This is a genomic window from Streptomyces sp. JB150 (assembly GCF_011193355.1).
Lineage (GTDB): Bacteria > Actinomycetota > Actinomycetes > Streptomycetales > Streptomycetaceae > Streptomyces.
The window spans coordinates 4380161-4402451 of sequence record NZ_CP049780.1 but is presented as its reverse complement, the minus strand read 5'-3'; the positions used below and the strand labels follow the sequence as shown (position 1 = coordinate 4402451).

The following is a 22291-nucleotide window of genomic DNA, read 5'->3' as shown; positions in this document are numbered from 1 at the left end:
CTTAGAGCTTCATCAGACTGGCGTCGTCGACCGAGGCCGAGTGGCGGGCGCGGAACAGCGACACGATGATCGCGAGCCCGACCACGACCTCCGCGGCGGCGACGACCATCGTGAAGAAGGCGATGATCTGGCCGTCGAGGTTGCCGTGCATCCGGGAGAAGGCGACGAACGCGAGGTTGCAGGCGTTGAGCATCAGCTCCACGCACATGAACAGCACGATCGCGTTCCGCCGGATCAGCACGCCGGTGGCGCCGATCGCGAACAGCAGCGCCGCGAGATACAGGTAGTAGACGGGGTTCACTTCGACGCCTCCTCGGTCCGCTTGAAGGTCGCCGGCACGGTCCCGGTCCGCTCCAGGCGCTCCTCGGCGCGCTGTTCCAGCGCCCGCAGGTCGTTCAGCGCCTGCGCGGAGACGTCCCTGATCTGGCCGCGTGCGCGCAGCGTCTTGTTGACGGTCAGCTCCGACGGGGTGCCGTCGGGCAGCAGGCCCGCGATGTCCACGGCGTTGTGTCGGGCGTAGACGCCCGGTGCAGGCAGCGGCGGGAGGTGCTTGCCCTCGCGGACGCGCTGCTCGGCCAGCTCCCGCTGGGTCCTGGCGCGCTCGGTGCGCTCGCGGTGGGTGAGCACCATGGCGCCGACGGCGGCCGTGATCAGCAGGGCGCCGGTGAGTTCGAAGGCGAAGACGTACTTGGTGAAGATCAGGGCCGCCAGGCCCTCGACGTTGCCGCCCGCGTTGGCCGTGCCGATGCCGCCCCACTCGTTCAGCGAGGCGTTGCCGATGCCGGCGACGAGCAGGATGCCGAAGCCGAGCCCGCACAGCAGGGCCAGCCAGCGCTGGCCCTTGATGGTCTCCTTCAGGGAGTCCGCGGCGGTGACGCCGACGAGCATCACCACGAACAGGAACAGCATCATGATCGCGCCGGTGTAGACGACGATCTGCACGACGCCCAGGAAGTAGGCGCCGTTGGCGAGGTAGAACACCGCCAGGACGATCATGGTGCCGGCCAGGCAGAGCGCGCTGTGCACGGCCTTCCTCATGAAGACGGTGCACAGGGCGCCGATCACCGCGACCGTGCTGAGGATCCAGAACTGGACGGCCTCTCCGGTGGAGGTGGTGTAGGCGGCGAGCTGCGCGGTCATCGGCCGATCACCTTCTCCGACGCCGGTTCGGTCCCGCCGAAGGTGGAGTCGGCCTCCTGCACGACCTCGCCCTCGGAGTGGGCGACCTGGCGCTCGGTGCCGGGCGCGGCCTCCGTCACCAGGCCCCGGTAGTAGTCCTGTTCGTCCATGCCCGGGTAGATGGCGTGCGGGGTGTCGACCATGCCCTCGTCGAGACCGGCCAGCAGCTGTTCCTTGGTGTAGATGAGGTTGGCGCGGCTGGAGTCGGCCAGTTCGAACTCGTTGGTCATCGTCAGCGCGCGCGTGGGGCACGCCTCGATGCACAGGCCGCACAGGATGCAGCGGGCGTAGTTGATCTGGTACACCCGCCCGTACCGCTCGCCCGGCGAGTAGCGCTCCTCGTCGGTGTTGTCCGCACCCTCGACGTAGATCGCGTCGGCGGGACAGGCCCAGGCGCACAGCTCGCAGCCGACGCATTTCTCCAGGCCGTCCGGATGGCGGTTGAGCTGGTGCCGTCCGTGGAAACGCGGAGCGGTGGTCTTCTTCTGCTCCGGGTACTGCTCCGTGAGCCGCTTCTTGAACATGGCCTTGAAGGTCACGCCGAAGCCGGCCACGGGGTTCTGGAAACCGGGCGACGTGTGCCCGCCCTCCTGGGGCTCCTCAGCCATCGGACGCCTCCTTTCCGTCACGCGATCCGTCACTGTGAGTATCGGGTCCGCCACTGACAATCAGCTCCCGCTCGCGGCGCGAGCGGCGCCGCGGCACCGGCGGCAGCTCCTGGCCCGGCAGCGGCGGCACGGGGAATCCGCCCGCCATCGGGTCGAAGGCGGCCGGCTCGACCGGGGCCTGGGCCGGTTTGCCGCGCTCGCGGAAGAAGTCCGCGACGAAGGAGAGCAGCAGCAGGGCGAGGACGCCGCCGCCCACGTACAGGGCGATGTCGGCGAAGTCGTAGTTCTCGTTGCGCAGCGTCCGCACGGTGGCGACCAGCATCAGCCAGACCACCGAGACCGGGATGAGGACCTTCCAGCCGAGCTTCATCAGCTGGTCGTAGCGGACCCGCGGGAGCGTGCCGCGCAGCCAGACGAAGAAGAACAGCAGCAGCTGCACCTTGACGGTGAACCAGAGCAGCGGCCACCAGCCGTGGTTGGCGCCCTCCCAGAAGGTGCTGACGGGCCACGGGGCGCGCCAGCCGCCGAGGAAGAGCGTCACGGACACGGCCGAGACGGTCACCATGTTGACGTACTCGGCGAGCATGAACATCGCGAACTTGATCGACGAGTACTCGGTGTTGAAGCCGCCGACCAGGTCGCCCTCGGACTCCGGCATGTCGAAGGGGGCGCGGTTGGTCTCGCCGACCATCGTCACGATGTAGATCAGGAAGGACACCGGCAGCAGCACCACGTACCAGCGGTCCTGCTGGGCCTCGACGATCGCCGAGGTCGACATCGACCCGGAGTAGAGGAACACCGAGGCGAACGCGGCGCCCATGGCGATCTCGTACGAGATCATCTGCGCGCACGAGCGCAGGCCGCCGAGGAGCGGGTACGTCGATCCGGAGCTCCAGCCCGCCAGCACGATGCCGTAGATGCCGACCGAGGCGACCGCGAGGATGTAGAGCATCGCGATCGGCAGGTCGGTGAGCTGCATCGTGGTGCGCTGGCCGAAGATCGAGATCTCGTTGCCGGCCGGGCCGAAGGGGATCACCGCGATCGCCATGAACGCCGGGATGGCGGCGACGATCGGCGCGAGGACGTAGACCACCTTGTCCGCGCGCTTGACGACGATGTCCTCCTTCAGCATCAGCTTGATGCCGTCGGCGAGCGACTGGAGCATGCCCCACGGGCCGTGCCGGTTGGGGCCGATGCGCAGCTGCATCCAGGCGACGACCTTGCGCTCCATCACGATGGAGATCAGCACGGTCACCATCAGGAAGGCGAAGCAGAAGACCGCCTTGACGACGACCAGCCACCACGGGTCGCGGCCGAACATCGAGAGGTCTTCAGCGGCGAGGTACGGGCTCATGCCTCCACCTCCTTGGGGGCCTCGCCGGCGAGCGTGGCCGGGCCGATGCGGACGAGGGAGCCGGGCAGCGCGCCGGTGTCGGAGGCGACACCGCCGCCGGTGGAGTTCAGCGGCAGCCACACCACGCGGTCGGGCATCTCGGTGATCTCCAGCGGGAGTTCGACGGTGCCGGCGGGGCCGGTCACGGCGAGCGCGTCGCCGTCCACGACGCCGGCCTCGGCGGCCGTGGCGGCCGACACGCGCGCGCGTGCGGCGTGCCGGGTGCCGGCCAGCGCCTCGTCGCCCTGCTGCAGGACGCCCTGGTCGAGCAGCAGCCGGTGCCCGGCGAGGACCGCCTCCCCGGCCGCGGGCCGGGGCAGCGGGGCCGCGGTCTCCAGCGGCCCGGTGGCGTGCGGGCCGTCCCAGGCGCCGAGCCGGTCCAGCTCCGCGTGGATGGTCCGCAGGTCCGGCAGGCCCAGGTGGACGTCCATGGCGTCGGCGAGCATCTGGAGCACGCGCGCGTCGCTGGGCGCGAGGCGCCGGGTCATCTGGTCGGGCTTGAGCGCGGCCTCGAACGGGCGCACCCTGCCCTCCCAGTTGAGGAAGGTGCCCGCCTTCTCGGCGACCGCGGCGACCGGCAGGACGACGTCCGCGAGGGCGGTCACCTCGCTGGGCCGCAGTTCGAGCGAGACCACGAAGCCGGCCTCGGCGAGCGCCTCCCGCGCGCGGGCCGGGTCGGGCAGGTCCGCGACCTCCACGCCCGCGACGAGCAGCGCGCCCAGTTCCCCGGTGGCGGCGGCCTCCACGATCTGGCCGGTGTCGCGGCCGTAGCGGTGCGGGAGGCCGGCGAGGCCCCAGACGGCGGCGACCTCCTCCCGCGCGCGCGGGTCGGTGGCCGGGCGTCCGCCGGGCAGCAGCGAGGGCAGCGCGCCGGCCTCGACGGCGCCGCGCTCGCCCGCCCGCCGCGGGATCCACACCAGCCGCGCACCGGTCGCGGACGCGGCCCGGACCGCGGCGGTGAGGCCTCCGGCGACCGAGGCGAGCCGCTCGCCGACGACGATCACCGCGCCCTCGGCGCGCAGCGCCTCGGCGGCCTTCGCCCCGTCGCCCTCCAGGCCGACCCCGGCGGCGAGCGCGTCCAACCACTCGGTCTCGGTGCCGGGCGCGGCCGGCAGCAGCGTGCCGCCCGCCTTCCGCAGGCCCCGCGTGGCGTGGGTGGCCAGGGCGAACACCTGCTGTCCGTGCCCCCGCCAGGCCTTGCGCAGCCGCAGGAAGACGCCGGGCGCCTCCTCCTCGGACTCGAACCCGGCGAGCAGCACCGCCGGGGCCTTCTCCAGGGAGGTGTACGTGACGCCCGTGCCGTCGAGGTCGCGGCCGCGGCCCGCGACCCGCGCGGCGAGGAAGTCGGCCTCCTCACCGCTGTGCGGCCGCGCGCGGAAGTCGATGTCGTTGGTGTCGAGCGCCACCCGCGCGAACTTGCTGTAGGCGTAGGCGTCCTCGACGGTGAGCCGGCCGCCGGTGAGGACACCGGTGCGGCCGCGCGAGGCGAGCAGTCCCTGCGCGGCGATCTGCAGCGCCTCCGGCCAGGACGCCGGCACCAGCTCGCCCTCGGGGTTGCGGATCAGCGGCGTCTGGAGGCGGTCGCGCTGCTGTGCGTAGCGGAACGCGAAGCGGCCCTTGTCGCAGATCCACTCCTCGTTGACCTCGGGGTCGTTGGCCGCGAGGCGCCGCATGACCTTGCCGCGCCGGTGGTCGGTGCGGGTGGCGCAGCCGCCGGAGCAGTGCTCGCACACCGACGGCGAGGAGACCAGGTCGAAGGGGCGGGAGCGGAACCTGTACGCCGCCGAGGTGAGCGCGCCGACCGGGCAGATCTGGATGGTGTTGCCGGAGAAGTACGACTCGAAGGGGTCGCCCTCGCCGGTGCCGACCTGCTGGAGGGCGCCCCGCTCGATCAGCTCGATCATCGGGTCGCCGGCGACCTGGTTGGAGAAGCGGGTGCAGCGCGCGCACAGCACGCAGCGCTCACGGTCGAGCAGCACCTGGGTGGAGATCGGCACCGGCTTCTCGTAGGTGCGCTTCCTGCCCTCGAAGCGTGACTCGGCGTTGCCGTGCGACATGGCCTGGTTCTGCAGCGGGCACTCGCCGCCCTTGTCGCAGACCGGGCAGTCCAGCGGGTGGTTGATGAGCAGCAGCTCCATCACGCCGTGCTGGGCCTTCTCGGCGACCGGTGAGGTCAGTTGAGTCTTCACGACCATTCCGTCCGTACACGTGATCGTGCAGGACGCCATGGGCTTGCGCTGGCCCTCGACCTCGACGATGCACTGGCGGCACGCGCCGGCCGGGTCGAGGAGGGGGTGGTCGCAAAAACGCGGGATCTCGATGCCGAGCTGTTCGGCGGCGCGGATGACCAGGGTGCCCTTGGGCACGCTGATCTCGATGCCGTCGATGGTCAGCGTGACGAGATCTTCCGGCGGGACCGCCGCCTCTCCCCCGCCGGCGGGGGCGCTGGTGGTCACGGTCATGCGTTCACCTCCGTGCGGTGATCGGCCCAGGCCGTCGACTTGGCCGGGTCGAAGGGGCAGCCGCGGCCCGTGATGTGCTGCTCGTACTCCTCGCGGAAGTACTTCAGCGAGGAGAAGATCGGCGAGGCGGCACCGTCACCGAGGGCGCAGAAGGACTTGCCGTTGATGTTGTCGGCGATGTCGGCCAGCTTGTCGAGGTCGCTCATGGCGCCCTTGCCGGCCTCGATGTCGCGCAGCAGCTGCACCAGCCAGTAGGTGCCTTCCCGGCACGGGGTGCACTTGCCGCAGGACTCGTGGGCGTAGAACTCGGTCCAGCGGGTGACGGCGCGGACCACGCAGGTCGTCTCGTCGAAGCACTGCAGGGCCTTGGTGCCGAGCATGGACCCGGCGGCGCCGACGCCCTCGTAGTCGAGGGGCACGTCGAGGTGCTCGTCGGTGAACATCGGCGTCGAGGAGCCACCCGGCGTCCAGAACTTCAGCCGGTGCCCGGGCCGCATCCCGCCGCTCATGTCGAGCAGCTGGCGCAGGGTGATGCCGAGCGGGGCCTCGTACTGGCCGGGGCTGGCCACGTGGCCGCTGAGCGAGTACAGCGTGAAGCCCGGGGACTTCTCGCTGCCCATCGACCTGAACCAGTCCTTGCCGTTCTTCATGATGGCGGGAACCGACGCGATCGACTCGACGTTGTTCACGACAGTGGGGCACGCGTACAGGCCCGCGACGGCGGGGAAGGGGGGACGCAGCCGCGGCTGGCCGCGGCGGCCTTCGAGCGAGTCGAGCAGCGCGGTCTCCTCACCGCAGATGTACGCGCCGGCGCCCGCGTGCACGGTGAGTTCGAGGTCGAGTCCGCTGCCGAGGATGTTCTTGCCGAGGTAGCCCGCCGCGTAGGCCTCGCGGACGGCCTCGTGCAGCCGCCGCAGGACGGGGACGACCTCGCCCCGCAGATAGATGAAGGCGTGCGACGACCTGATGGCGTAGCACGCGATGACGATGCCCTCGATGAGGCTGTGCGGGTTGGCGAAGAGGAGCGGGATGTCCTTGCAGGTCCCGGGCTCCGACTCGTCGGCGTTGACCACGAGATAGTGCGGTTTGCCGTCGCCCTGCGGGATGAACTGCCACTTCATGCCCGTCGGGAATCCCGCGCCGCCGCGCCCGCGCAGACCGGAGTCCTTGACGTACGCGATCACGTCGTCCGGCGACATGGCGAGCGCCTTGCGCAGCCCCTCGTAGCCCTCGTGCCGCCGGTAGACGTCCAGCGACCAGGAGCGGTCCTCGTCCCAGAAGGCCGACAGCACGGGTGCGAGCAGCTTCTCGGGGCTGGTGTCCTTGACGTCGGGTACCACGGTCATCACTCCCCCTCCTCGGCGACGGGTCCGCTGGGGTTCGCGGGGTCGGAGGCCGATGTGGACTGCGGCGCGTCGTGGGAGCTGAGGTGCTCCGCGGGCGGCGGCTGGTGCGGCGGCTCGTCACGGGGTGCCTCACCGCGCGGGTGGACCACGCGCGCGGGCGCCGCCTCGCCCTTGGCCAGGCGCAGGCCCACCAGGGACGCCGGTCCGCCGCTGCCGCCCGCCTCGACGGCGCCGGGCCGCTCGTCGGGGAAGCCGGCCAGGATCCGGGCGGTCTCCTTGAAGGTGCACAGGGGCGCGCCGCGGGTGGGGCTGACGGGCCGGCCGGCGCGCAGGTCGTCGACGAGGCGCCGGGCGCTGTCCGGGGTCTGGTTGTCGAAGAACTCCCAGTTGACCATCACGACGGGGGCGTAGTCGCAGGCCGCGTTGCACTCGATGTGCTCCAGGGTGACCTTGCCGTCGTCGGTGGTCTCGCCGTTGCCGACGCCCAGGTGTTCCTGGAGGGTCTCGAAGATGGCGTCGCCGCCCATCACCGCGCACAGGGTGTTGGTGCACACGCCCACCTGGTAGTCACCGGAGGGCTTGCGCCGGTACATGGTGTAGAAGGTGGCCACCGCGGTGACCTCGGCCGTGGTCAGGCCGAGCGTCTCCGCGCAGAACCGCATCCCGGTGCGCGTGACGTGGCCCTCCTCCGACTGCACCAGGTGCAGCAGCGGCAGGAGTGCGGACCGGGAGTCCGGGTAGCGGGCGATGATCTCCCGCGCGTCCCGTTCGAGCCGGGCTCGGACGTCGTCCGGGTAGTCGGGCGCGGGCAGCTCGGGCATGCCCAGACTGACGCCTCGCTCGGCTCGCTCCGAGGATGAGGTGGTCACCGGTCGACGCCTCCCATCACGGGGTCGATGGACGCGACGGCGACGATGACGTCGGCGACCTGGCCGCCCTCGCACATCGCCGCCATGGCTTGCAGGTTGGTGAAGGACGGGTCGCGGAAGTGGACCCGGTAGGGGCGGGTGCCGCCGTCGGAGACGGCGTGCACGCCGAGTTCGCCCTTGGGTGACTCGACGGCCGCGTAGGCCTGTCCGGGCGGGACCCGGAAGCCCTCGGTGACCAGCTTGAAGTGGTGGATCAGGGCCTCCATGGAGGTGCCCATGATCTTCTTGATGTGGTCGAGGGAGTTGCCGAGACCGTCCGGCCCGAGGGCGAGCTGGGCGGGCCAGGCGATCTTCTTGTCAGGCACCATGACCGGGCCGGGCTGGAGCCGGTCCAGGCACTGCTCGATGATCCGCAGCGACTGGCGCATCTCCTCCAGCCGGATCAGGAAGCGGCCGTAGGCGTCGCAGGTGTCGGTGGTCGGGACGTCGAAGTCGTACGTCTCGTAGCCGCTGTAGGGCTGGGCCTTGCGCAGGTCGTGCGGGAGGCCGGTGGAGCGCAGGATCGGGCCGGTGGCGCCGAGGGCCATGCAGCCGGCCAGGTCGAGGTAGCCGATGTCCTGCATGCGGGCCTTGAAGATGGGGTTCCCGGTGGCGAGCTTGTCGTACTCCGGGAGGTTCCGCTTCATCTTCTTCACGAACTCGCGGATCTGGTCCACCGCACCGGGCGGCAGGTCCTGGGCGAGTCCGCCGGGGCGGATGTACGCGTGGTTCATCCTGAGGCCCGTGATGAGCTCGTAGAGGTCGAGGATCATCTCGCGGTCGCGGAACCCGTAGATCATGATCGTGGTGGCGCCCAGCTCCATGCCGCCGGTGGCGATGCACACCAGGTGGGAGGACATCCGGTTCAGCTCCATCAGGAGCACGCGGATGATCTTGGCGCGTTCGGTGATCTGGTCCTCGATGCCGAGCAGTTTCTCGACGGCGAGACAGTAGGCGGTCTCGTTGAAGAAGGACGTCAGGTAGTCCATGCGCGTCACGAACGTGGTGCCCTGCGTCCAGGTCCGGTACTCGAGGTTCTTCTCGATGCCGGTGTGCAGGTAGCCGATGCCGCAGCGGGCCTCGGTGACCGTCTCGCCCTCGATCTCCAGGATCAGGCGGAGCACCCCGTGGGTGGAGGGGTGCTGCGGGCCCATGTTGACGACGATGCGCTCGTCGTCGGCCTTGGCCGCGGACTGGACGATCTCGTCCCAGTCGCCGCCGGTGACCGTGTAGACGGTGCCCTCAGTGGTCTCCCTGGGGGAGGCGTGCGAAGTGCTCACGAGTACGACCTCCGCTGGTCCGGAGCCGGGATCTGGGCGCCCTTGTACTCGACGGGGATGCCGCCGAGGGGGTAGTCCTTGCGCTGCGGGTGGCCCTGCCAGTCGTCCGGCATCATGATCCGCGTCAGGGCCGGGTGGCCGTCGAAGACGATCCCGAAGAAGTCGTACGTCTCGCGCTCGTGCCAGTCGTTGGTCGGGTAGACCTCGACCAGGGACGGGATGCGCGGGTCGGCGTCCGGGGCGCTGACTTCGAGGCGGATCAGCCGGTTGTGGGTGATCGAGCGCAGGTGGTAGACGGCGTGCAGCTCGCGGCCCTTGTCGTGCGGGTAGTGGACGCCGCTGACGCCGGTGCACAGCTCGAAGCGCAGGGCCGGGTCGTCGCGCAGGGTGCGGGCGACGCGGACCAGGTGCTCGCGTTCGATGTGGAAGGTGAGTTCGCCGCGGTCGACGACCGTCTTCTCGATGGCGTTGCCGGGGAGCAGTCCCTGCTCCTCCAGCGCGCCCTCCAGCTCGTCGGCGACCTCGTCGAACCAGCCGCCGTAGGGCCTGCTCGCCGGTCCCGGGAGCCGGACCGAGCGGACCAGGCCGCCGTAGCCGGAGGTGTCGCCGCCGTTGTTCGCGCCGAACATGCCGCGCTGGACGCGGATCTCCTCGCCGCCGTCGCCGCGCTGTCCGGGGAGGTTGGAGGCGCTGAGGTCCTGCTCGGGGTTGGGCCGGTCCGGCCCGTGCGCACCCTGGGTGCCGTTCGCGTCGCTCACCGCAGCAGCCCCTTCATCTCGATCGTCGGCAGGGCCTTGAGCGCCGCTTCCTCCGCCTCGCGGGCCGCCTCCTCGGCGTTGACCCCGAGCTTGGAGCCCTGGATCTTCTGGTGGAGCTTGAGGATGGCGTCCATGAGCATCTCCGGCCGCGGCGGGCAGCCGGGGAGGTAGATGTCGACGGGGACGATGTGGTCGACGCCCTGGACGATGGCGTAGTTGTTGAACATGCCGCCGGAGGAGGCGCAGACCCCCATGGAGATCACCCACTTGGGGTTCGGCATCTGGTCGTAGACCTGCCGCAGCACCGGCGCCATCTTCTGGCTGACGCGGCCGGCGACGATCATCAGGTCGGCCTGGCGCGGCGAGCCGCGGAAGACCTCCATGCCGAAGCGCGCCAGGTCGTACCGTCCGGCGCCGGTGGTCATCATCTCGATGGCGCAGCAGGCCAGGCCGAAGGTGGCCGGGAAGACCGATGCCTTGCGCACCCACCCGGCGGCCTGCTCGACGGTGGTCAGCAGGAAGCCGCTCGGCAGCTTTTCTTCGAGTCCCATGACTAAAAGGCCCCTAGTCCCATTCCAGGCCGCCGCGCCGCCAGACGTAGGCGTAGGCGACGAAGACGGTGAGCACGAAGAGCAGCATCTCCACGAGCCCGAACACACCCAGGGCGTCGAAGGTGACGGCCCAGGGGTAGAGGAAGACGATCTCGATGTCGAAGACGATGAAGAGCATCGCCGTCAGGTAGTACTTGATGGGGAAGCGCCCGCCGCCGGCCGGCGTGGGGGTCGGCTCGATACCGCACTCGTAGGCCTCGAGCTTGGCGCGGTTGTACCGCTTCGGACCGATCAGCGTGGCCATGACCACGGAGAAGATCGCAAAGCCTGCCCCGAGGGCTCCCAGTACGAGGATGGGCGCATACGCGTTCACCGCTCCTCGCTCCTCTCAGTCGGCACTGACTGCTGGCGGTTTCACCGGGCTCACACCCGCCCCACCGGTCCCGCCAACCCCGCTGGCCCCGGCGAAGATCGAGAACATGTGAAGCAGGTCACAAGCCCAACTGCCTCGCATCTTATGCCCGCCGCTCTGTGATCTGCGACACGGGGTATTGCACAAGCTTTGTGATCTCCACCACCTGACGAAGGATCATGAAGTCGTATGAGCGGTGATCTTCGTACGCGAAGCGTCAGAGTGATCACCAGTAGTGACATTTTCGCTCGTCGCCGCAGCTCGGAAGGGGCGTCTCAATATCAAGAGATTTCCGCTGCATGCAAATTGGCGCTGGACCCGATCTCTTGATAGGGGGCTCCGTTCACACCTCGAAAGAAGTCGCGAGGCGGGGTGTGGACGTGTGCGCGCGTTCACGAGCGGGCCGGCCGTCGCCGCGCGCCCGAGACGCGCCCCTCCGGGTAACCGTTCCGTGACCTCTGCCACATTCGCGCGGGGCCCCGAGAAGCGGGCTTGGCCAACCATCCCAACCGGTGGTAGGCGCGGGGCAATTCGGGCGTAACGACGAAAGCCCATGATCACAGGCTTGAGAGGGTGGGTCCGCAATGTCCGTTACGGCGTCAATAAGGAGGCTGACGACCGGGTTTCGGAGGCCTGATTGAGCAACTGTGGCGCACGCCACGTTTCTTGAAGGTATGAAGGAGCCCCTGATACCGGTTGTTCTCATGTCCCACACCGCTCACATACGCAGCCACCGGAAGCCCCGCCGCAGCGCGTCCTCGATCGCGATGCGGGCCGGAGTTGCCGGTGGCATCCTCAGCACCGTGGCAGTGGCCGGTGCGTCGGCGTCCGCGAACGCCGCCGAACCGGTGACGCAGACTCTCGAACTGCCCACCCTGACGGACGACCTGGCCGCCCAGGTCGCCGAGTCCGCGGACGCCACCGAACTGGCCGCCGCGAACTACGAGCTGCGGGCCGAGCGTGACGCGGCCGCGGCCCAGGCCGCCAAGGAGGCCAAGGCCGACCTCGCCGAGGCGAAGAAGAAGGCGGAAGCCAAGAAGAAGGCCGAGGAGGCCGCGCGCCGGGCCGCCGCCGAGCGCGCCGCCCGCGACGCCGAGCGCACCACGCTCACCGCGTCCGCGTCCGCCTCCGCGTCCCCGCAGGGCTCCGTGTCCGCGCCGTCCGTCTCCGCGCCCGCGAGCGGCAGCGTCGGTACGGTCATCTCGTTCCTCAAGGCCCAGCTGGGCGACGCCTACGTCATGGGCGCGACCGGCCCCAACGCCTGGGACTGCTCCAGCCTCGTCCAGGCCGCCTTCCGCCAGGTCGGTGTGGACCTGCCGCGCGTGTCCCAGGACCAGTCGATGGTCGGCACCGACATCCCGCTGTCCCAGATCCAGCCCGGCGACATCCTGTACTGGGGTGGCAAGGGCTCCGCGTACCACGTGGGTGTCTACATCGGCAACGGCCAGTACCTGGACGCCGCGAACCCCTCCAAGGGCGTCGTCATCCAGGACCTGTCCGGCTACCCGGCGTCGGGCGCGGTGCGCGTCCTCTGAGTCGCCTCTCATCGTGGGAAGGGCCGCAGCCGCTCGGGGGCTGCGGCCCTCCGCCCGTCCTCGGGACGGTATTCCCGTTGCCTCGCCGCGAGCGCGCCGCTAGCGTGCCTCGCGTGACGAACCCCGAGTCCGACAGAGCGGAGCCGCCGGTCGCCCGGCGGCGGGCCGCAGGCTGACCGCCGTACGGCTCTCCGAGCCGCCCCCGGCGACCGGACACGCGCTCCGCGTGCCTGGCCGGTTCCTCCTTCCCTGACTTGTCCGGCGCGCGGATGCTTCCTGCCCGCGTCTCACGCCGGAGTCGACTCTTTGCCTTTCCTCCTTCACGTCCTGGGCCTCGCCGTCTTCGCCCAGGGGACGTCCGAGTTCATGCTGGCCGGGCTCGTGCCGGGCATCGCCCGGGAGCTGTCCGTGTCACCGGCCGCCGCGGCGAGCCTGACCTCCGCCTACGCGATCGGCATGGTCGCCGGCGCCCCGGTGATGGCCGCCTGGAGTGCCCACTGGCCGCGCCGCCGGGCGCTGGCGGTGTTCCTCGCGGCGTTCGTCGCCGTGCATGTGGCCGGCGCGCTCACGGACGACTTCGCGGTGCTGTTCGCCACCCGGGTCGTCGCCGCGCTCGTCAACGCCGGTTTCCTGGCGGTGGCGATGTCCGTGGCCGCCTCCCTCGTCCCTCCCGCCGAGCAGGGCCGGGCGACCGCCGTGCTCCTGTCCGGGGTCACGCTGGCGTGCGTCGCCGGGGTGCCCGCGGGCGCGCTGCTCGGTGAGCGGGCCGGGTGGCGGGCGGCGTTCTGGGCGGTGGCCGCGCTGTGTCTGCCCGCGCTGGCGCTGGTGTTCCGCTCGGCGCCCGCCGGCGCCGCCGGCCGCGCCCCGGTCTCGGTCCGCCGGGAGCTGCGGGTCCTCGGGGAACGCCCGGTGCGGTCGGCGCTGGCGCTCGCCGCGCTCGTCAACGGGGCGACCTTCGCGACGTTCGCCCACCTCGCCGTCGTCGCCACGGAGGTGACGCGGTTGCCCGAGGCGGTGGTGCCCGGGCTGCTCGCGGCGTTCGGAGCGGGTGCCTTCCTCGGGGTGACCGTGGCCGGCCGCCGGGGCGACGGCCGTCTCGTCCGGTACGCGACGGCCGCGCTGCCGGCCGGCTGGGCGGCGCTCGCCCTGACCGCCTCGGGCGCCGTACCCCTGTTCCTCCTGGCCGCCGTCCTCGGCGCGTTGTCCTTCGGCGCCGGCTCGGCGCTGGTGGGGCGGGTGCTGCGGGCGGCGTCCGGCGCGCCCGCGCTGGGCGGCTCGTTCGCCACGGCCGCGCTGAACGTGGGCGCGTTCGCCGGGCCTCTGGCGGCCGGGGCGGCCGCCTCCGCGGCGGGCGACCAGCGGGCCGCCGCCTGGGTCAGCGTCGCTCTCGCCGCGGTGGGAGCGGCCCTGGCCGCCGCCGGCCGCCGTAGCGGGCGGGCGGCACGGCGGGCACGGGACGGGGTGGCGTGATCACGCCTTGGGGGCCACCTTCGACAGGCCGTTGATGATGCGGTCCATCGCGTCGCCGCCCGTCGGGTCCGTGAGGTTGGCGAGCAGCTTGAGGGTGAACTTCATCAGCAGCGGGTGGGTGAGCCCCCGCTGGGTGGCGATCTTCATGACCTTCGGGTTGCCGATGAGCTTCACGAAGGCGCGGCCGAGGGTGTAGTAGCCGCCGTAGGTGTCCTTGAGGACGCGCGGGTAGCGCTGGAGGGCGGTCTCGCGCTGGGCCGGGGTGGACCGGGCGTGGGCCTGGACGATGACGTCGGCGGCGATCTGGCCGGACTCCATGGCGTAGGCGATGCCCTCGCCGTTGAAGGGGTTCACGAGGCCGCCGGCGTCGCCGACGAGGAGCAGGCCGCGGGTGTAGTGCGGCTGGCGGTTGAAGGCCATCGGCAGGGCGGCGCCGCGGATCGGGCCGGTCATGTTCTCGGGGGTGTAGCCCCAGTCCTCGGGCATGGAGGCGCACCAGGCCTTCAGCACCTCGCGCCAGTCCAGCTCCTTGAAGGAGTCGGAGGTGTTGAGGACGCCGAGGCCGACGTTGGAGGTGCCGTCGCCCATGCCGAAGATCCAGCCGTAGCCGGGCAGCAGCCGGTCCTCGCCGGGGCCGCGGCGGTCCCACAGCTCCAGCCAGGACTCCAGGTAGTCGTCGTCGTGGCGGGGCGAGGTGAAGTACGTGCGGACCGCGACGCCCATCGGGCGGTCCTCGCGGCGGTGCAGGCCCATCGCCAGGGAGAGCCGGGTGGAGTTGCCGTCGGCGGCGACGACGAGCGGCGCGTGGAAGGAGACCTCGCGCTTGTCCTCGCCCAGCTTGGCGGTGACGCCGGTGATGCGGCCGGTGCGGTCGTCGACGATCGGCCCGGAGACGTTGCAGCGCTCGTACAGCCGGGCGCCCGCCTTCTGCGCCTGGCGGGCGAGCTGCTCGTCGAAGTCGTCGCGCTTGCGGACCAGGCCGTAGTCCGGGAAGGAGGCGAGATCCGGCCAGTCCAGCTGGAGCCGGACGCCGCCGCCGATGATGCGCAGGCCCTTGTTGCGCAGCCAGCCGGCCTCTTCCGAGATGTCGATGCCCATGGCGACGAGCTGCTTGACCGCGCGCGGGGTGAGCCCGTCGCCGCACACCTTCTCGCGCGGGAACTCGGTCTTCTCCAGCAGCAGCACGTCGAGCCCCGCCTTGGCGAGGTGGTACGCGGTCGTGGAGCCGGCCGGCCCCGCGCCTACGACGATCACGTCGGCGGTGTTGTCGGAGAGGAGGGGCTCGGTCACGGCGGGATCTCCCCAAGTTCGAAATCTGCGTGCCGACCGGCACTGGACATGGGCAGTCTATTCAGCAGAATTGATCAACCGGCTGAAGGGCTGCCCCGTGAACAGAACGCTCCCCGTGGTACGGCTGCGCGTCCCCACCGACGAGGACGCCGTCGCCTGGCACCGGGTCTTCGACCACCCGGATGTCATGGCATTCCACGGCGGCCGCTCCGCCGAGCTGTCCGTCTACGAGGAGCTGACGGCCCGTCAGCGCAAGCACGACGCCGAACTCGGCTTCTGCCTGTGGACGATGCTGGACGAGGACGGCCGGGTCATCGGCTTCACCGGCGCGCAGCCCTGGCCGCAGCCGTGGGGCCCGGCCGGGGAGATCGAGATCGGCTGGCGGCTGGGCCGGGAGCACTGGGGCCGGGGCTATGTGACCGCGGCGGCGCTGATGACGCTGGAGCGGCTGCGGGAGGCGGGCGTGCCGAGCGTGGTCGCCCTGGTCAACGCCCGCAACGCCCGCTCGATCGCGGTGACCCGGCGGCTGGGGATGCGGCTGGCGGAGACCTTCACGACGCCCGAGTCGGAGCAGCAGGGCCACTGCTACCGCCTGGATCTGTGACGCTCGGTCACCTTCGGCTACGGAACGACACCGGACGCTTCCGGACGACACCCCGGACGGTTACCCTTTCCGTACCGCTGGGGGTGACATCGGTGAGCAGACCACCCATACCGACCGCATCGCCCCGGACGTCCGCGGCACGCGTGCCACGGCTCGTCGGTCTCATGGCCGTCGACGCCCGCGCCGCCGCCGAGGCCCACGGTGTGCGCCTCGACGCGCCCGACCGCCCGGACTTCCACCGCGCCGTCGTCGACCACGTCGTACGGCAGTACCCGCCGCCCGGCGCGCGGGTCCCGCGCGGCGCCGCGGTCACCGTCTGGTTCGACCCCGGCGAGGGGGAGGGCGGCGGCGGATCGGGCGTCCGCGAGCCCCGCGAGCCCGGCCCGCCGCACGGCGGCGTCCGCCGCGAGCTGACCCCGCCCGAGCCCGCGCCGCAGGCGCCGCCGGAGCTGAGCGCGCTCAGCTGTCCTTGAAGCCCCGGTGCAGCGCGACCACGCCGCCGGTGAGGTTCCGCCACGCCACCCGCGACCAGCCGGCGCCCTTGAGCCGGTCGGCGAGGCCCGCCTGGTCGGGCCAGGCGCGGATGGACTCGGCGAGGTAGACGTACGCCTCCGGGTTGGAGGACACCGCGCGCGCCACCGGCGGCAGCGCCCGCATCAGGTACTCGGTGTAGACGGTGCGGAAGGGCGCCCAGGTGGGGTGCGAGAACTCGCAGATCACGACGCGTCCGCCGGGCCGCGTCACCCGGTACATCTCGCGCAGCGCGGCGTCGAAGTCCTGGACGTTGCGCAGCCCGAAGGAGATGGTGACGGCGTCGAAGACGTCGTCCCTGAACGGCAGCCGGGTGGCGTCCCCCGCGGTCAGCGGCAGCCACGGGTGCCGCCGCTTGCCCACCTGGAGCATGCCGAGGGAGAAGTCGCAGGGGACGACATAGGCGCCGGCGCGGGTGAACGGCAGCGACGAGGTGGCCGTACCGGCGGCCAGGTCCAGGACCTTCTGCGCGGGCCGCGCGTCGACGGCCTTGGCGACCTCCTTCCGCCACCCCCGGGCCTGGCCCAGGGACAGCACGTCGTTGGTGAGGTCGTACCGGTCCGCGACGTCGTCGAACATCGAGGCGACTTCGTGCGGCTGCTTGTCCAGGGATGCGCGGGTCACGCCCTCATTGTTGCAGCCGGGCCGTGCGGCCGGAGCCGCGGCGTGCGTTTCGCCGCCACGTCCTCCACCCACCCGCACAGCGACCAGCCGCCGTACGCCATCGCGGCCCGGCGCGGGGCCGGCGGCCGTCCCCGCGCCGGGCCGCCGCAGCGTCCCCTCCCGGTGGGCGAAGCCGAGCAGCCGGCAGCAGAGGTACGTGGCCAGGTCCCACAGGGCGGAGCCGAGGCGGTCGTCCGGCGGCTGCCTCAGCGGCCACGGCCCGCCGAGGGGGTACGGCCGGCCGAGAGGTCATGGCCGCCGGGGCCCGGACCGGCGGGCTCAGGCCGCTCGCCACAGGGCCGGTGCGGCCGGTGGCTCCCAGCCGGGCTGGGCCGTGTGGGCCTGGAGGCAGACGTAGGCGCGGCCCGCGTACGTGGCGCGGTCGCCGGCCCGGTAGGCGGTGCCGGGGGCCCAGGTGCCGCCCGGCGGCGGGGTGGGGCCGGGGTCCTGCGGCACGTCGAGCACGAAGTCGAAGGCGGCCTCCTTGGCGCCGCCCGCGTCGCGGACGGTCATCAGCAGCCGCGGGTCGAAAATCGTGTCGGTGCTGTTGCGGGGCTCGTTCGGGAAGTACAGCTGGGTGGTCAGCACCGGCCGGCCGGGGGCCTGCACCTTCACGTGGAGGTGGCGGGTGCGGCCCGGATAGAGGCCGGGGACGATCGTGGTGAGGGTGAACGCGCCGTCGGCCCCGGTGAACTGGTGACCGCGCAGCCGGAACCCCGTGTTGTCGTAAGCCCCGTTGACATCCGCCTGCCAGAAGTCCAGCAGCACTCCGGTGATCGGCCGGCAGGCGAGGCCGAAGACGTATCCGCTCACGGTGAGCCGGGTGCCGGGGGTGCCCGCCTCCAGCAGGCCGGTGCGGCGCGGTGAGTTGGGCTTGAAGTAGGGGCCTTCGGTCTGCGGCGGGGTGGGGTCGTCGCCGTCGTCGCAGGGCGGGGTGAGCGGGGGTGCCGTGTCCGCGGGGGCCAGGGTGCGGGCCAGGGCGGGGGCGCCCAGCAGGGCGGTGGGGACTCCGACGGTCGCGGCGAGGGCGGCGCGCAGCACCGTTTTGCGGCGCACGTGCCGGGAGTTGCCGTGCGCGGTGTCGCCGTGCCGGGAGTCGCGCTGCGGGGAGGTGCCGTCCATGTCTGCTCCTCGTGGGGGTGTCGGGAGGACGGTGAACCGGACGGGACCGACCCTAGGAGCGCGGCCGCGGGGCTTCGATGGACTGGTGTGCGCCACTGTGGTGTTTTCGGAAGGCGCCGGGGCTCTGCCCGGTCTCGCGGCGGAAGAAGCGGCTGAAGTAGGCCGGGTCGGTGAAGCCGGTGCGGGCGGCGACCTGGCGGACGGACAACTCGGTGTGCGCGAGCAGCCGTTGGGCGTGGCGGGCGCGGGCCTCGATGAGCAGGCGGCCGGGGCTGCGGCCGGTGGCGGACCGTACGGCCTGGGTGAGGTAGCCGGGGGTGACGCCGAGGCGGTGCGCGCATGCGCGGACCGTCCAGGAGAGCGCTTCGGGCCGGGTGATCAGGCGGACGAACGCCTGCGCCACGGGGGCCCCGCGTCCCTCGGCCGGGGTGCCGGGCGCGGGGCCGTGCGGAAGGCGGGCCGCCCGGACGACGAGGACGTGCAGCAGTGCGCGCAGCACGCTCGCGTATCCGGGGCGGCGCTGCCGGTGCTCCGTCACCAGCTCGGCCATGAGCGCGCCGATCCGTTCGTCGTCCTCGGGCGGGGGCCGCAGCCAGCAGCGGTCGGCGAGGCTCCGCAGCAGGTCGCGGTCGCCGGGGTGGTCCACCAGGAAGTCCTCGGTGAACAGCGCCAGCGTGCCGTCCAGGCCCTGGCCGTCCTCCCAGTGGTGGACCTGCCCGGGGGCGAGGACGGCGAGGTGGGGCGGTGTCAGCGGCCAGCGGGCGAGGTCGACGACGTGGGTGCCGGTACCGGCGGTGACGTGGACGATCTCGTAGAAGGTGTGCCGGTGGGGCCGGTCGGAGCGGGCGAGCGGGCCGACGGCGTCGAAGCTGCCCGCCGCGAAGGGGACGGCGGGCGGACCGGTCACCTCCAGCCGGTGCAGGGGTACGTCGCCGGGGCGGGGCGGGAGACAGGGCGTTCCCGGCGGGACGGTGGTGCCGCGCATGGACCCGGACCTTCCTCGTGGCAGGTACAGACCAATCGAGCGACACCAGCGTCGCACGCGCGCGGCGGGGCTCAGCGCCCGCGGGCCGCCTTCAGGGTGTCCAGCAGCGCGTAGAAGGCGGGCTTGCGCTCGAACTCGTCGGTCATGACGTTCGCGAAGCCCTCGCCCTCGAAGAACACCGGCACCCACGAGTACTTGTCGGTGAAGCCCCAGATGGTGAACGAGTCGCAGCCGTCCACGGCCAGACACGCCGCCAGGGTCCGCCGGTAGTACTCGGCCTGTGTGCGCTCCTGCTCCGCCGTGGGCACGCCGCCCTCCGGCACGTCCATGCGGACGTCCAGCTCGGTGACGGCGGTCTCCAGGCCGAGCGCGTCGAACCGGCGCAGGTTGCTCTCCAGGTCGCCCGGGAAGCCGTATCGGGTGCTCAGATGGGCCTGGACGGAGAAGCCGTGCACCGGCACGCCCTGCCTCAGCAGGTCCTGGACGAGGGTGTGGTACGCGTTGCTCTTCGCGTTGACGCCCTCCACGTTGTAGTCGTTGAAGAACAGCTTCGCCCGGGGGTCGGCCGCGTGCGCCCAGCGGAAGGCGTCGGCGACGACGCCGGGGCCGAGTTCGCGGATCCAGATGTTGTCCTGGGTGCGCAGCCTGCCCTGGTCGTCGAAGATCTCGTTGGCGACGTCCCACTGCTGGATCCGCCCGGCGTAGCGGCCGACGACGGTGGTGATGTGCTCGCGCAGGATCGCGCGCAGCTGTTCCTTGGAGAAGTTCCCCTGCTCCAGCCACTCCGGGTTCTGGCTGTGCCACAGCAGGGTGTGGCCGCGCACGACCTGCCGGTTGCGTTCGGCGAAGGCGACGATGGCGTCGGCGGCGGCGAAGTCGTACCGGTCGCGCTCGGGGTGGATGAAGTCCCACTTCATCTGGTTCTCCGGGGAGACCGAGCCGAACTGGCGGGCCAGGATCTTCCGGTACTGCTTGTCGGAGGTGAAGGGGTCGGGGTACGGCTGCGACAGGTGGTGGCCGCCGCCGGCCACGGCGGTGCCCACGAAGAAGCCCTCGGGGGCCGCCGCGCGCAGCCGGTCGTGCCGGGCCTCGGAGTGCGGGGCGGCCGCGAGGAGGGGGAGCGACAGGGCGGCCACGGCGAGGGCCGCGGTGGCGGTGCGAACGGATCTCATGGGGAGTCTCATTCCGTCGGCTCGGCTCGGCCTCTTCGAAACATTCGAAGACAGACCCGAAACATTAGGGATGGCCGGACGCTAAGGGCTCGCCGAGCGGCCCGTCAATACGCGTGCACACCGAAGCGCCCCACGACCCGCAGGGGATCGTGGGGCGCGGGAAGGGCGAGGGTCAGCGGCCGCGGTACACCAGGCGGCCCGCGACGACCGTCGCGACGCAGGTCGCGGCGCCCAGGCGGACCAGGGCGGCCCGGTCGGGCACGTCGAAGACGGCGAACCGGGCGGGGCCGCCCGCGGCCAGGGGCGGCAGCAGGATCAGCGGGACCGGGGACAGGGACGGCGGCCCCGGCAGCGACGGCGGCCGCTGCCCGACCGCGAGCCCGGCGCGCCGCACCGCGTCCAGCGCGGCCCGGTCGCGCAGCTCGCCCGCGACCGCGACGGTGCCGTGCGCGAGGAGGCGCTGCACGCCGCGCCGCGCGCTGGCGCCCCGGCGGGCGGGGTCCGCGCGGAACAGGGCCTGCGCGCGCTCCCCGCCGATCGGCTCGGTGCCGAGCCGGTCGGCCTCGCGCGGGTCGGGGTGGTAGGTGCGCTCCAGCAGCTCCGGCCCGTACGGGTTGAGCAGGCCGGGCGTGAGGATGCCGGGCCAGCGCCGCACCCGGGCGTCCGGGCGGGCGGCGGCCAGCTCGTCGTACGGGCCGACGGCGGCCAGGCGCGCGCCGTCCACCAGGACGGCCGTGCCGGGCGAGGCCTCGGCGACGTGCAGGGTCAGCACCGGCGGCTCAGTTGGAGGCGAGGATCTTCAGCTCGGGGTGCGCGGTGCCGCCCTCGATCGCGGTCGACGAGATGTGCGAGACGACCCGCTCGTCGACGGGGTCGTTCGCCGGGTCGTCGTGGACGACCAGGTGCTCGTACGTCGTGGAGCGCTGGGCCGGGACCCGGTCCGCGCCCCGGATCATCTCGATCATCTCCATCAGGTTGGAGCGGTGCCTGGCACCGGCCGCCGAGACGACGTTCTCCTCCAGCATGATCGAGCCGAGGTCGTCGGCGCCGTAGTGCAGGGTCAGCTGGCCGGCGTCCTTGCCGGTGGTCAGCCAGGAGCCCTGGATGTGGGCGACGTTGTCGAGGAAGAGCCGGGCGACGGCGATCATCCGCAGGTACTCGAAGATGGTCGCCTGGGTGCGGCCCTTCAGGTGGTTGTTCTGCGGCTGGTACAGGTACGGGATGAAGGCGCGGAAGCCGCCCGTGCGGTCCTGGACGTCACGGATCATCCGCAGGTGCTCGATGCGCTCGGCGTTGGTCTCGCCGGTGCCCATGAGCATCGTGGACGTCGACTCGACGCCCAGGTTGTGCGCGGTCTCCATGATCTCCAGCCAGCGCTCGCCGCTCTCCTTCAGCGGGGCGATGGCCTTGCGCGGCCGCTCCGGCAGCAGCTCGGCACCGGCGCCCGCGAAGGAGTCGAGGCCGGCGGCGTGGATGCGCTGGATCGCCTCCTCGACGCTGACCTTGGAGATCCGGGCCATGTGCTCGACCTCGCTCGCCCCCAGGCTGTGGATGACGAGCTGCGGGAACTCCTTCTTGATGGCCGAGAAGTGCTTCTCGTAGTACTCGACGCCGTAGTCCGGGTGGTGGCCGCCCTGGAACATGATCTGCGTGCCGCCCAGCTCGACGGTCTCGGCGCAGCGGCGCAGGATGTCGTCGAGGTCGCGGGTCCAGCCCTTGTCACTCTTCGGCGGGGCGTAGAAGGCGCAGAACTTGCAGGCCGTGACGCACACGTTGGTGTAGTTGATGTTGCGCTCGATGATGTACGTCGCGATGTGCTCCACGCCCGCGTACCGGCGGCGGCGGGCGGCGTCGGCGGCGGCGCCCAGCGCGTGCAGCGGCGCGTGGCGGTAGAGGTCGAGCGCTTCCTCGGGGGTGATCCGCCCGCCCGCTGCGGCACGGTCGAGCACAGACTGCAGGTCGGCCTTCTCGGTCACCGGGGCGTCCCTTTCGTCAGGGGTTGCGGACAGACCGGACCAGCGT

The 22291-nt window shown here is 71.8% G+C and carries 22 protein-coding genes; 4 read left to right on the top strand and 18 right to left on the bottom strand.

The window, feature by feature from the left end; translation table 11 throughout:
* Nucleotide 1: 1 nt before the first annotated feature.
* Genes nuoK through G7Z13_RS20505 form a run of 11 tightly spaced genes read right to left on the bottom strand, consistent with a single transcriptional unit; the run spans nt 2 to nt 10858 of the window.
* Nucleotides 2–301 carry an NADH-quinone oxidoreductase subunit NuoK gene (gene nuoK / locus G7Z13_RS20555; RefSeq protein WP_166001391.1) on the bottom strand — a complete coding sequence of 100 codons (300 nt, stop codon included), beginning with the start codon at nt 299–301 and terminating at the stop codon, nt 2–4.
* Nucleotides 298–1140, bottom strand: coding sequence for an NADH-quinone oxidoreductase subunit J (locus G7Z13_RS20550; protein ID WP_166001390.1), 843 nt, complete (start codon nt 1138–1140; stop codon nt 298–300). The genes nuoK and G7Z13_RS20550 overlap by 4 nt, the downstream gene beginning before the upstream one ends.
* Complete coding sequence (nuoI, locus tag G7Z13_RS20545; RefSeq protein ID WP_166001388.1) at nt 1137–1787, bottom strand: NADH-quinone oxidoreductase subunit NuoI; 651 nt, start codon at nt 1785–1787, stop codon at nt 1137–1139. Before nuoI ends, G7Z13_RS20550 begins: the two co-directional genes overlap by 4 nt.
* Nucleotides 1780–3141, bottom strand: coding sequence for an NADH-quinone oxidoreductase subunit NuoH (gene nuoH, locus G7Z13_RS20540; RefSeq protein WP_166001386.1), 1362 nt, complete (start codon nt 3139–3141; stop codon nt 1780–1782). Before nuoH ends, nuoI begins: the two co-directional genes overlap by 8 nt.
* On the bottom strand, nt 3138–5642 hold the full coding sequence (locus G7Z13_RS20535) for an NADH-quinone oxidoreductase subunit G (RefSeq protein WP_166001384.1): 2505 nt from the start codon (nt 5640–5642) through the stop codon (nt 3138–3140). The genes nuoH and G7Z13_RS20535 overlap by 4 nt, the downstream gene beginning before the upstream one ends.
* Nucleotides 5639–6991 (bottom strand): NADH-quinone oxidoreductase subunit NuoF, encoded by a 1353-nt coding sequence (nuoF, locus tag G7Z13_RS20530; protein WP_206313117.1) that lies wholly within the window; start codon nt 6989–6991, stop codon nt 5639–5641. The genes G7Z13_RS20535 and nuoF overlap by 4 nt, the downstream gene beginning before the upstream one ends.
* Nucleotides 6988–7857, bottom strand: coding sequence for an NADH-quinone oxidoreductase subunit NuoE (gene nuoE, locus G7Z13_RS20525; protein WP_166001381.1), 870 nt, complete (start codon nt 7855–7857; stop codon nt 6988–6990). Before nuoE ends, nuoF begins: the two co-directional genes overlap by 4 nt.
* On the bottom strand, nt 7854–9176 hold the full coding sequence (locus G7Z13_RS20520) for an NADH-quinone oxidoreductase subunit D (protein ID WP_166001379.1): 1323 nt from the start codon (nt 9174–9176) through the stop codon (nt 7854–7856). The genes nuoE and G7Z13_RS20520 overlap by 4 nt, the downstream gene beginning before the upstream one ends.
* Entirely contained in the window at nt 9173–9934 is a 762-nt protein-coding gene (locus G7Z13_RS20515) for an NADH-quinone oxidoreductase subunit C (protein ID WP_166001378.1), read from the bottom strand. The genes G7Z13_RS20520 and G7Z13_RS20515 overlap by 4 nt, the downstream gene beginning before the upstream one ends.
* The gene (locus tag G7Z13_RS20510) at nt 9931–10485 is read right to left on the bottom strand and encodes an NADH-quinone oxidoreductase subunit B (RefSeq protein WP_030494814.1); all 555 of its coding nucleotides are present in this window, start codon (nt 10483–10485) and stop codon (nt 9931–9933) included. The genes G7Z13_RS20515 and G7Z13_RS20510 overlap by 4 nt, the downstream gene beginning before the upstream one ends.
* Nucleotides 10486–10498: 13 nt before the next feature.
* Entirely contained in the window at nt 10499–10858 is a 360-nt protein-coding gene (locus tag G7Z13_RS20505) for an NADH-quinone oxidoreductase subunit A (protein WP_007383963.1), read from the bottom strand.
* Between the two features lie 713 nt (nt 10859–11571).
* Here G7Z13_RS20505 and G7Z13_RS20500 point away from each other — a divergent pair.
* Together G7Z13_RS20500 and G7Z13_RS20495 are read left to right on the top strand one after the other, a co-directional pair.
* Entirely contained in the window at nt 11572–12432 is an 861-nt protein-coding gene (locus G7Z13_RS20500) for a C40 family peptidase (protein WP_166001375.1), read from the top strand.
* 306 nt (nt 12433–12738) lie between these two features.
* Nucleotides 12739–13902 (top strand): Cmx/CmrA family chloramphenicol efflux MFS transporter, encoded by a 1164-nt coding sequence (locus tag G7Z13_RS20495; RefSeq protein WP_166001373.1) that lies wholly within the window; start codon nt 12739–12741, stop codon nt 13900–13902.
* Here G7Z13_RS20495 and G7Z13_RS20490 read toward each other — a convergent pair whose 3' ends face one another.
* On the bottom strand, nt 13903–15192 hold the full coding sequence (locus tag G7Z13_RS20490) for a geranylgeranyl reductase family protein (protein ID WP_166001371.1): 1290 nt from the start codon (nt 15190–15192) through the stop codon (nt 13903–13905).
* A gap of 97 nt (nt 15193–15289) precedes the next feature.
* On the opposite strand from G7Z13_RS20490, the gene G7Z13_RS20485 reads away from it, so the two are divergent.
* Both G7Z13_RS20485 and G7Z13_RS20480 read left to right on the top strand, forming a co-directional pair.
* The gene (locus G7Z13_RS20485; protein ID WP_166001369.1) at nt 15290–15796 is read left to right on the top strand and encodes a GNAT family N-acetyltransferase; all 507 of its coding nucleotides are present in this window, start codon (nt 15290–15292) and stop codon (nt 15794–15796) included.
* 107 nt (nt 15797–15903) lie between these two features.
* On the top strand, nt 15904–16269 hold the full coding sequence (locus G7Z13_RS20480; protein ID WP_277347440.1) for a PASTA domain-containing protein: 366 nt from the start codon (nt 15904–15906) through the stop codon (nt 16267–16269).
* Here the strand turns inward: G7Z13_RS20480 and G7Z13_RS20475 are convergent.
* The 6 genes from G7Z13_RS20475 to mqnC all read right to left on the bottom strand — a co-directional run bounded on the left by G7Z13_RS20475 (nt 16256) and on the right by mqnC (nt 22245).
* On the bottom strand, nt 16256–16951 hold the full coding sequence (locus G7Z13_RS20475) for a demethylmenaquinone methyltransferase (protein ID WP_166001365.1): 696 nt from the start codon (nt 16949–16951) through the stop codon (nt 16256–16258). The genes G7Z13_RS20480 and G7Z13_RS20475 overlap by 14 nt on opposite strands.
* A gap of 318 nt (nt 16952–17269) precedes the next feature.
* The gene (locus tag G7Z13_RS20470) at nt 17270–18112 is read right to left on the bottom strand and encodes a carbohydrate-binding protein (RefSeq protein WP_166001363.1); all 843 of its coding nucleotides are present in this window, start codon (nt 18110–18112) and stop codon (nt 17270–17272) included.
* A gap of 52 nt (nt 18113–18164) precedes the next feature.
* Nucleotides 18165–19097 carry a helix-turn-helix domain-containing protein gene (locus tag G7Z13_RS20465; RefSeq protein ID WP_166001362.1) on the bottom strand — a complete coding sequence of 311 codons (933 nt, stop codon included), beginning with the start codon at nt 19095–19097 and terminating at the stop codon, nt 18165–18167.
* Between the two features lie 71 nt (nt 19098–19168).
* Nucleotides 19169–20269 (bottom strand): endo-1,4-beta-xylanase, encoded by a 1101-nt coding sequence (locus G7Z13_RS20460; RefSeq protein ID WP_166001359.1) that lies wholly within the window; start codon nt 20267–20269, stop codon nt 19169–19171.
* Between the two features lie 172 nt (nt 20270–20441).
* Nucleotides 20442–21041: a hypothetical protein gene (locus G7Z13_RS20455; protein WP_166001358.1), complete on the bottom strand. Its 600-nt coding sequence runs from the start codon at nt 21039–21041 to the stop codon at nt 20442–20444.
* A gap of 7 nt (nt 21042–21048) precedes the next feature.
* Nucleotides 21049–22245 carry a cyclic dehypoxanthinyl futalosine synthase gene (mqnC, locus tag G7Z13_RS20450; RefSeq protein WP_166001356.1) on the bottom strand — a complete coding sequence of 399 codons (1197 nt, stop codon included), beginning with the start codon at nt 22243–22245 and terminating at the stop codon, nt 21049–21051.
* Nucleotides 22246–22291: the final 46 nt, after the last annotated feature.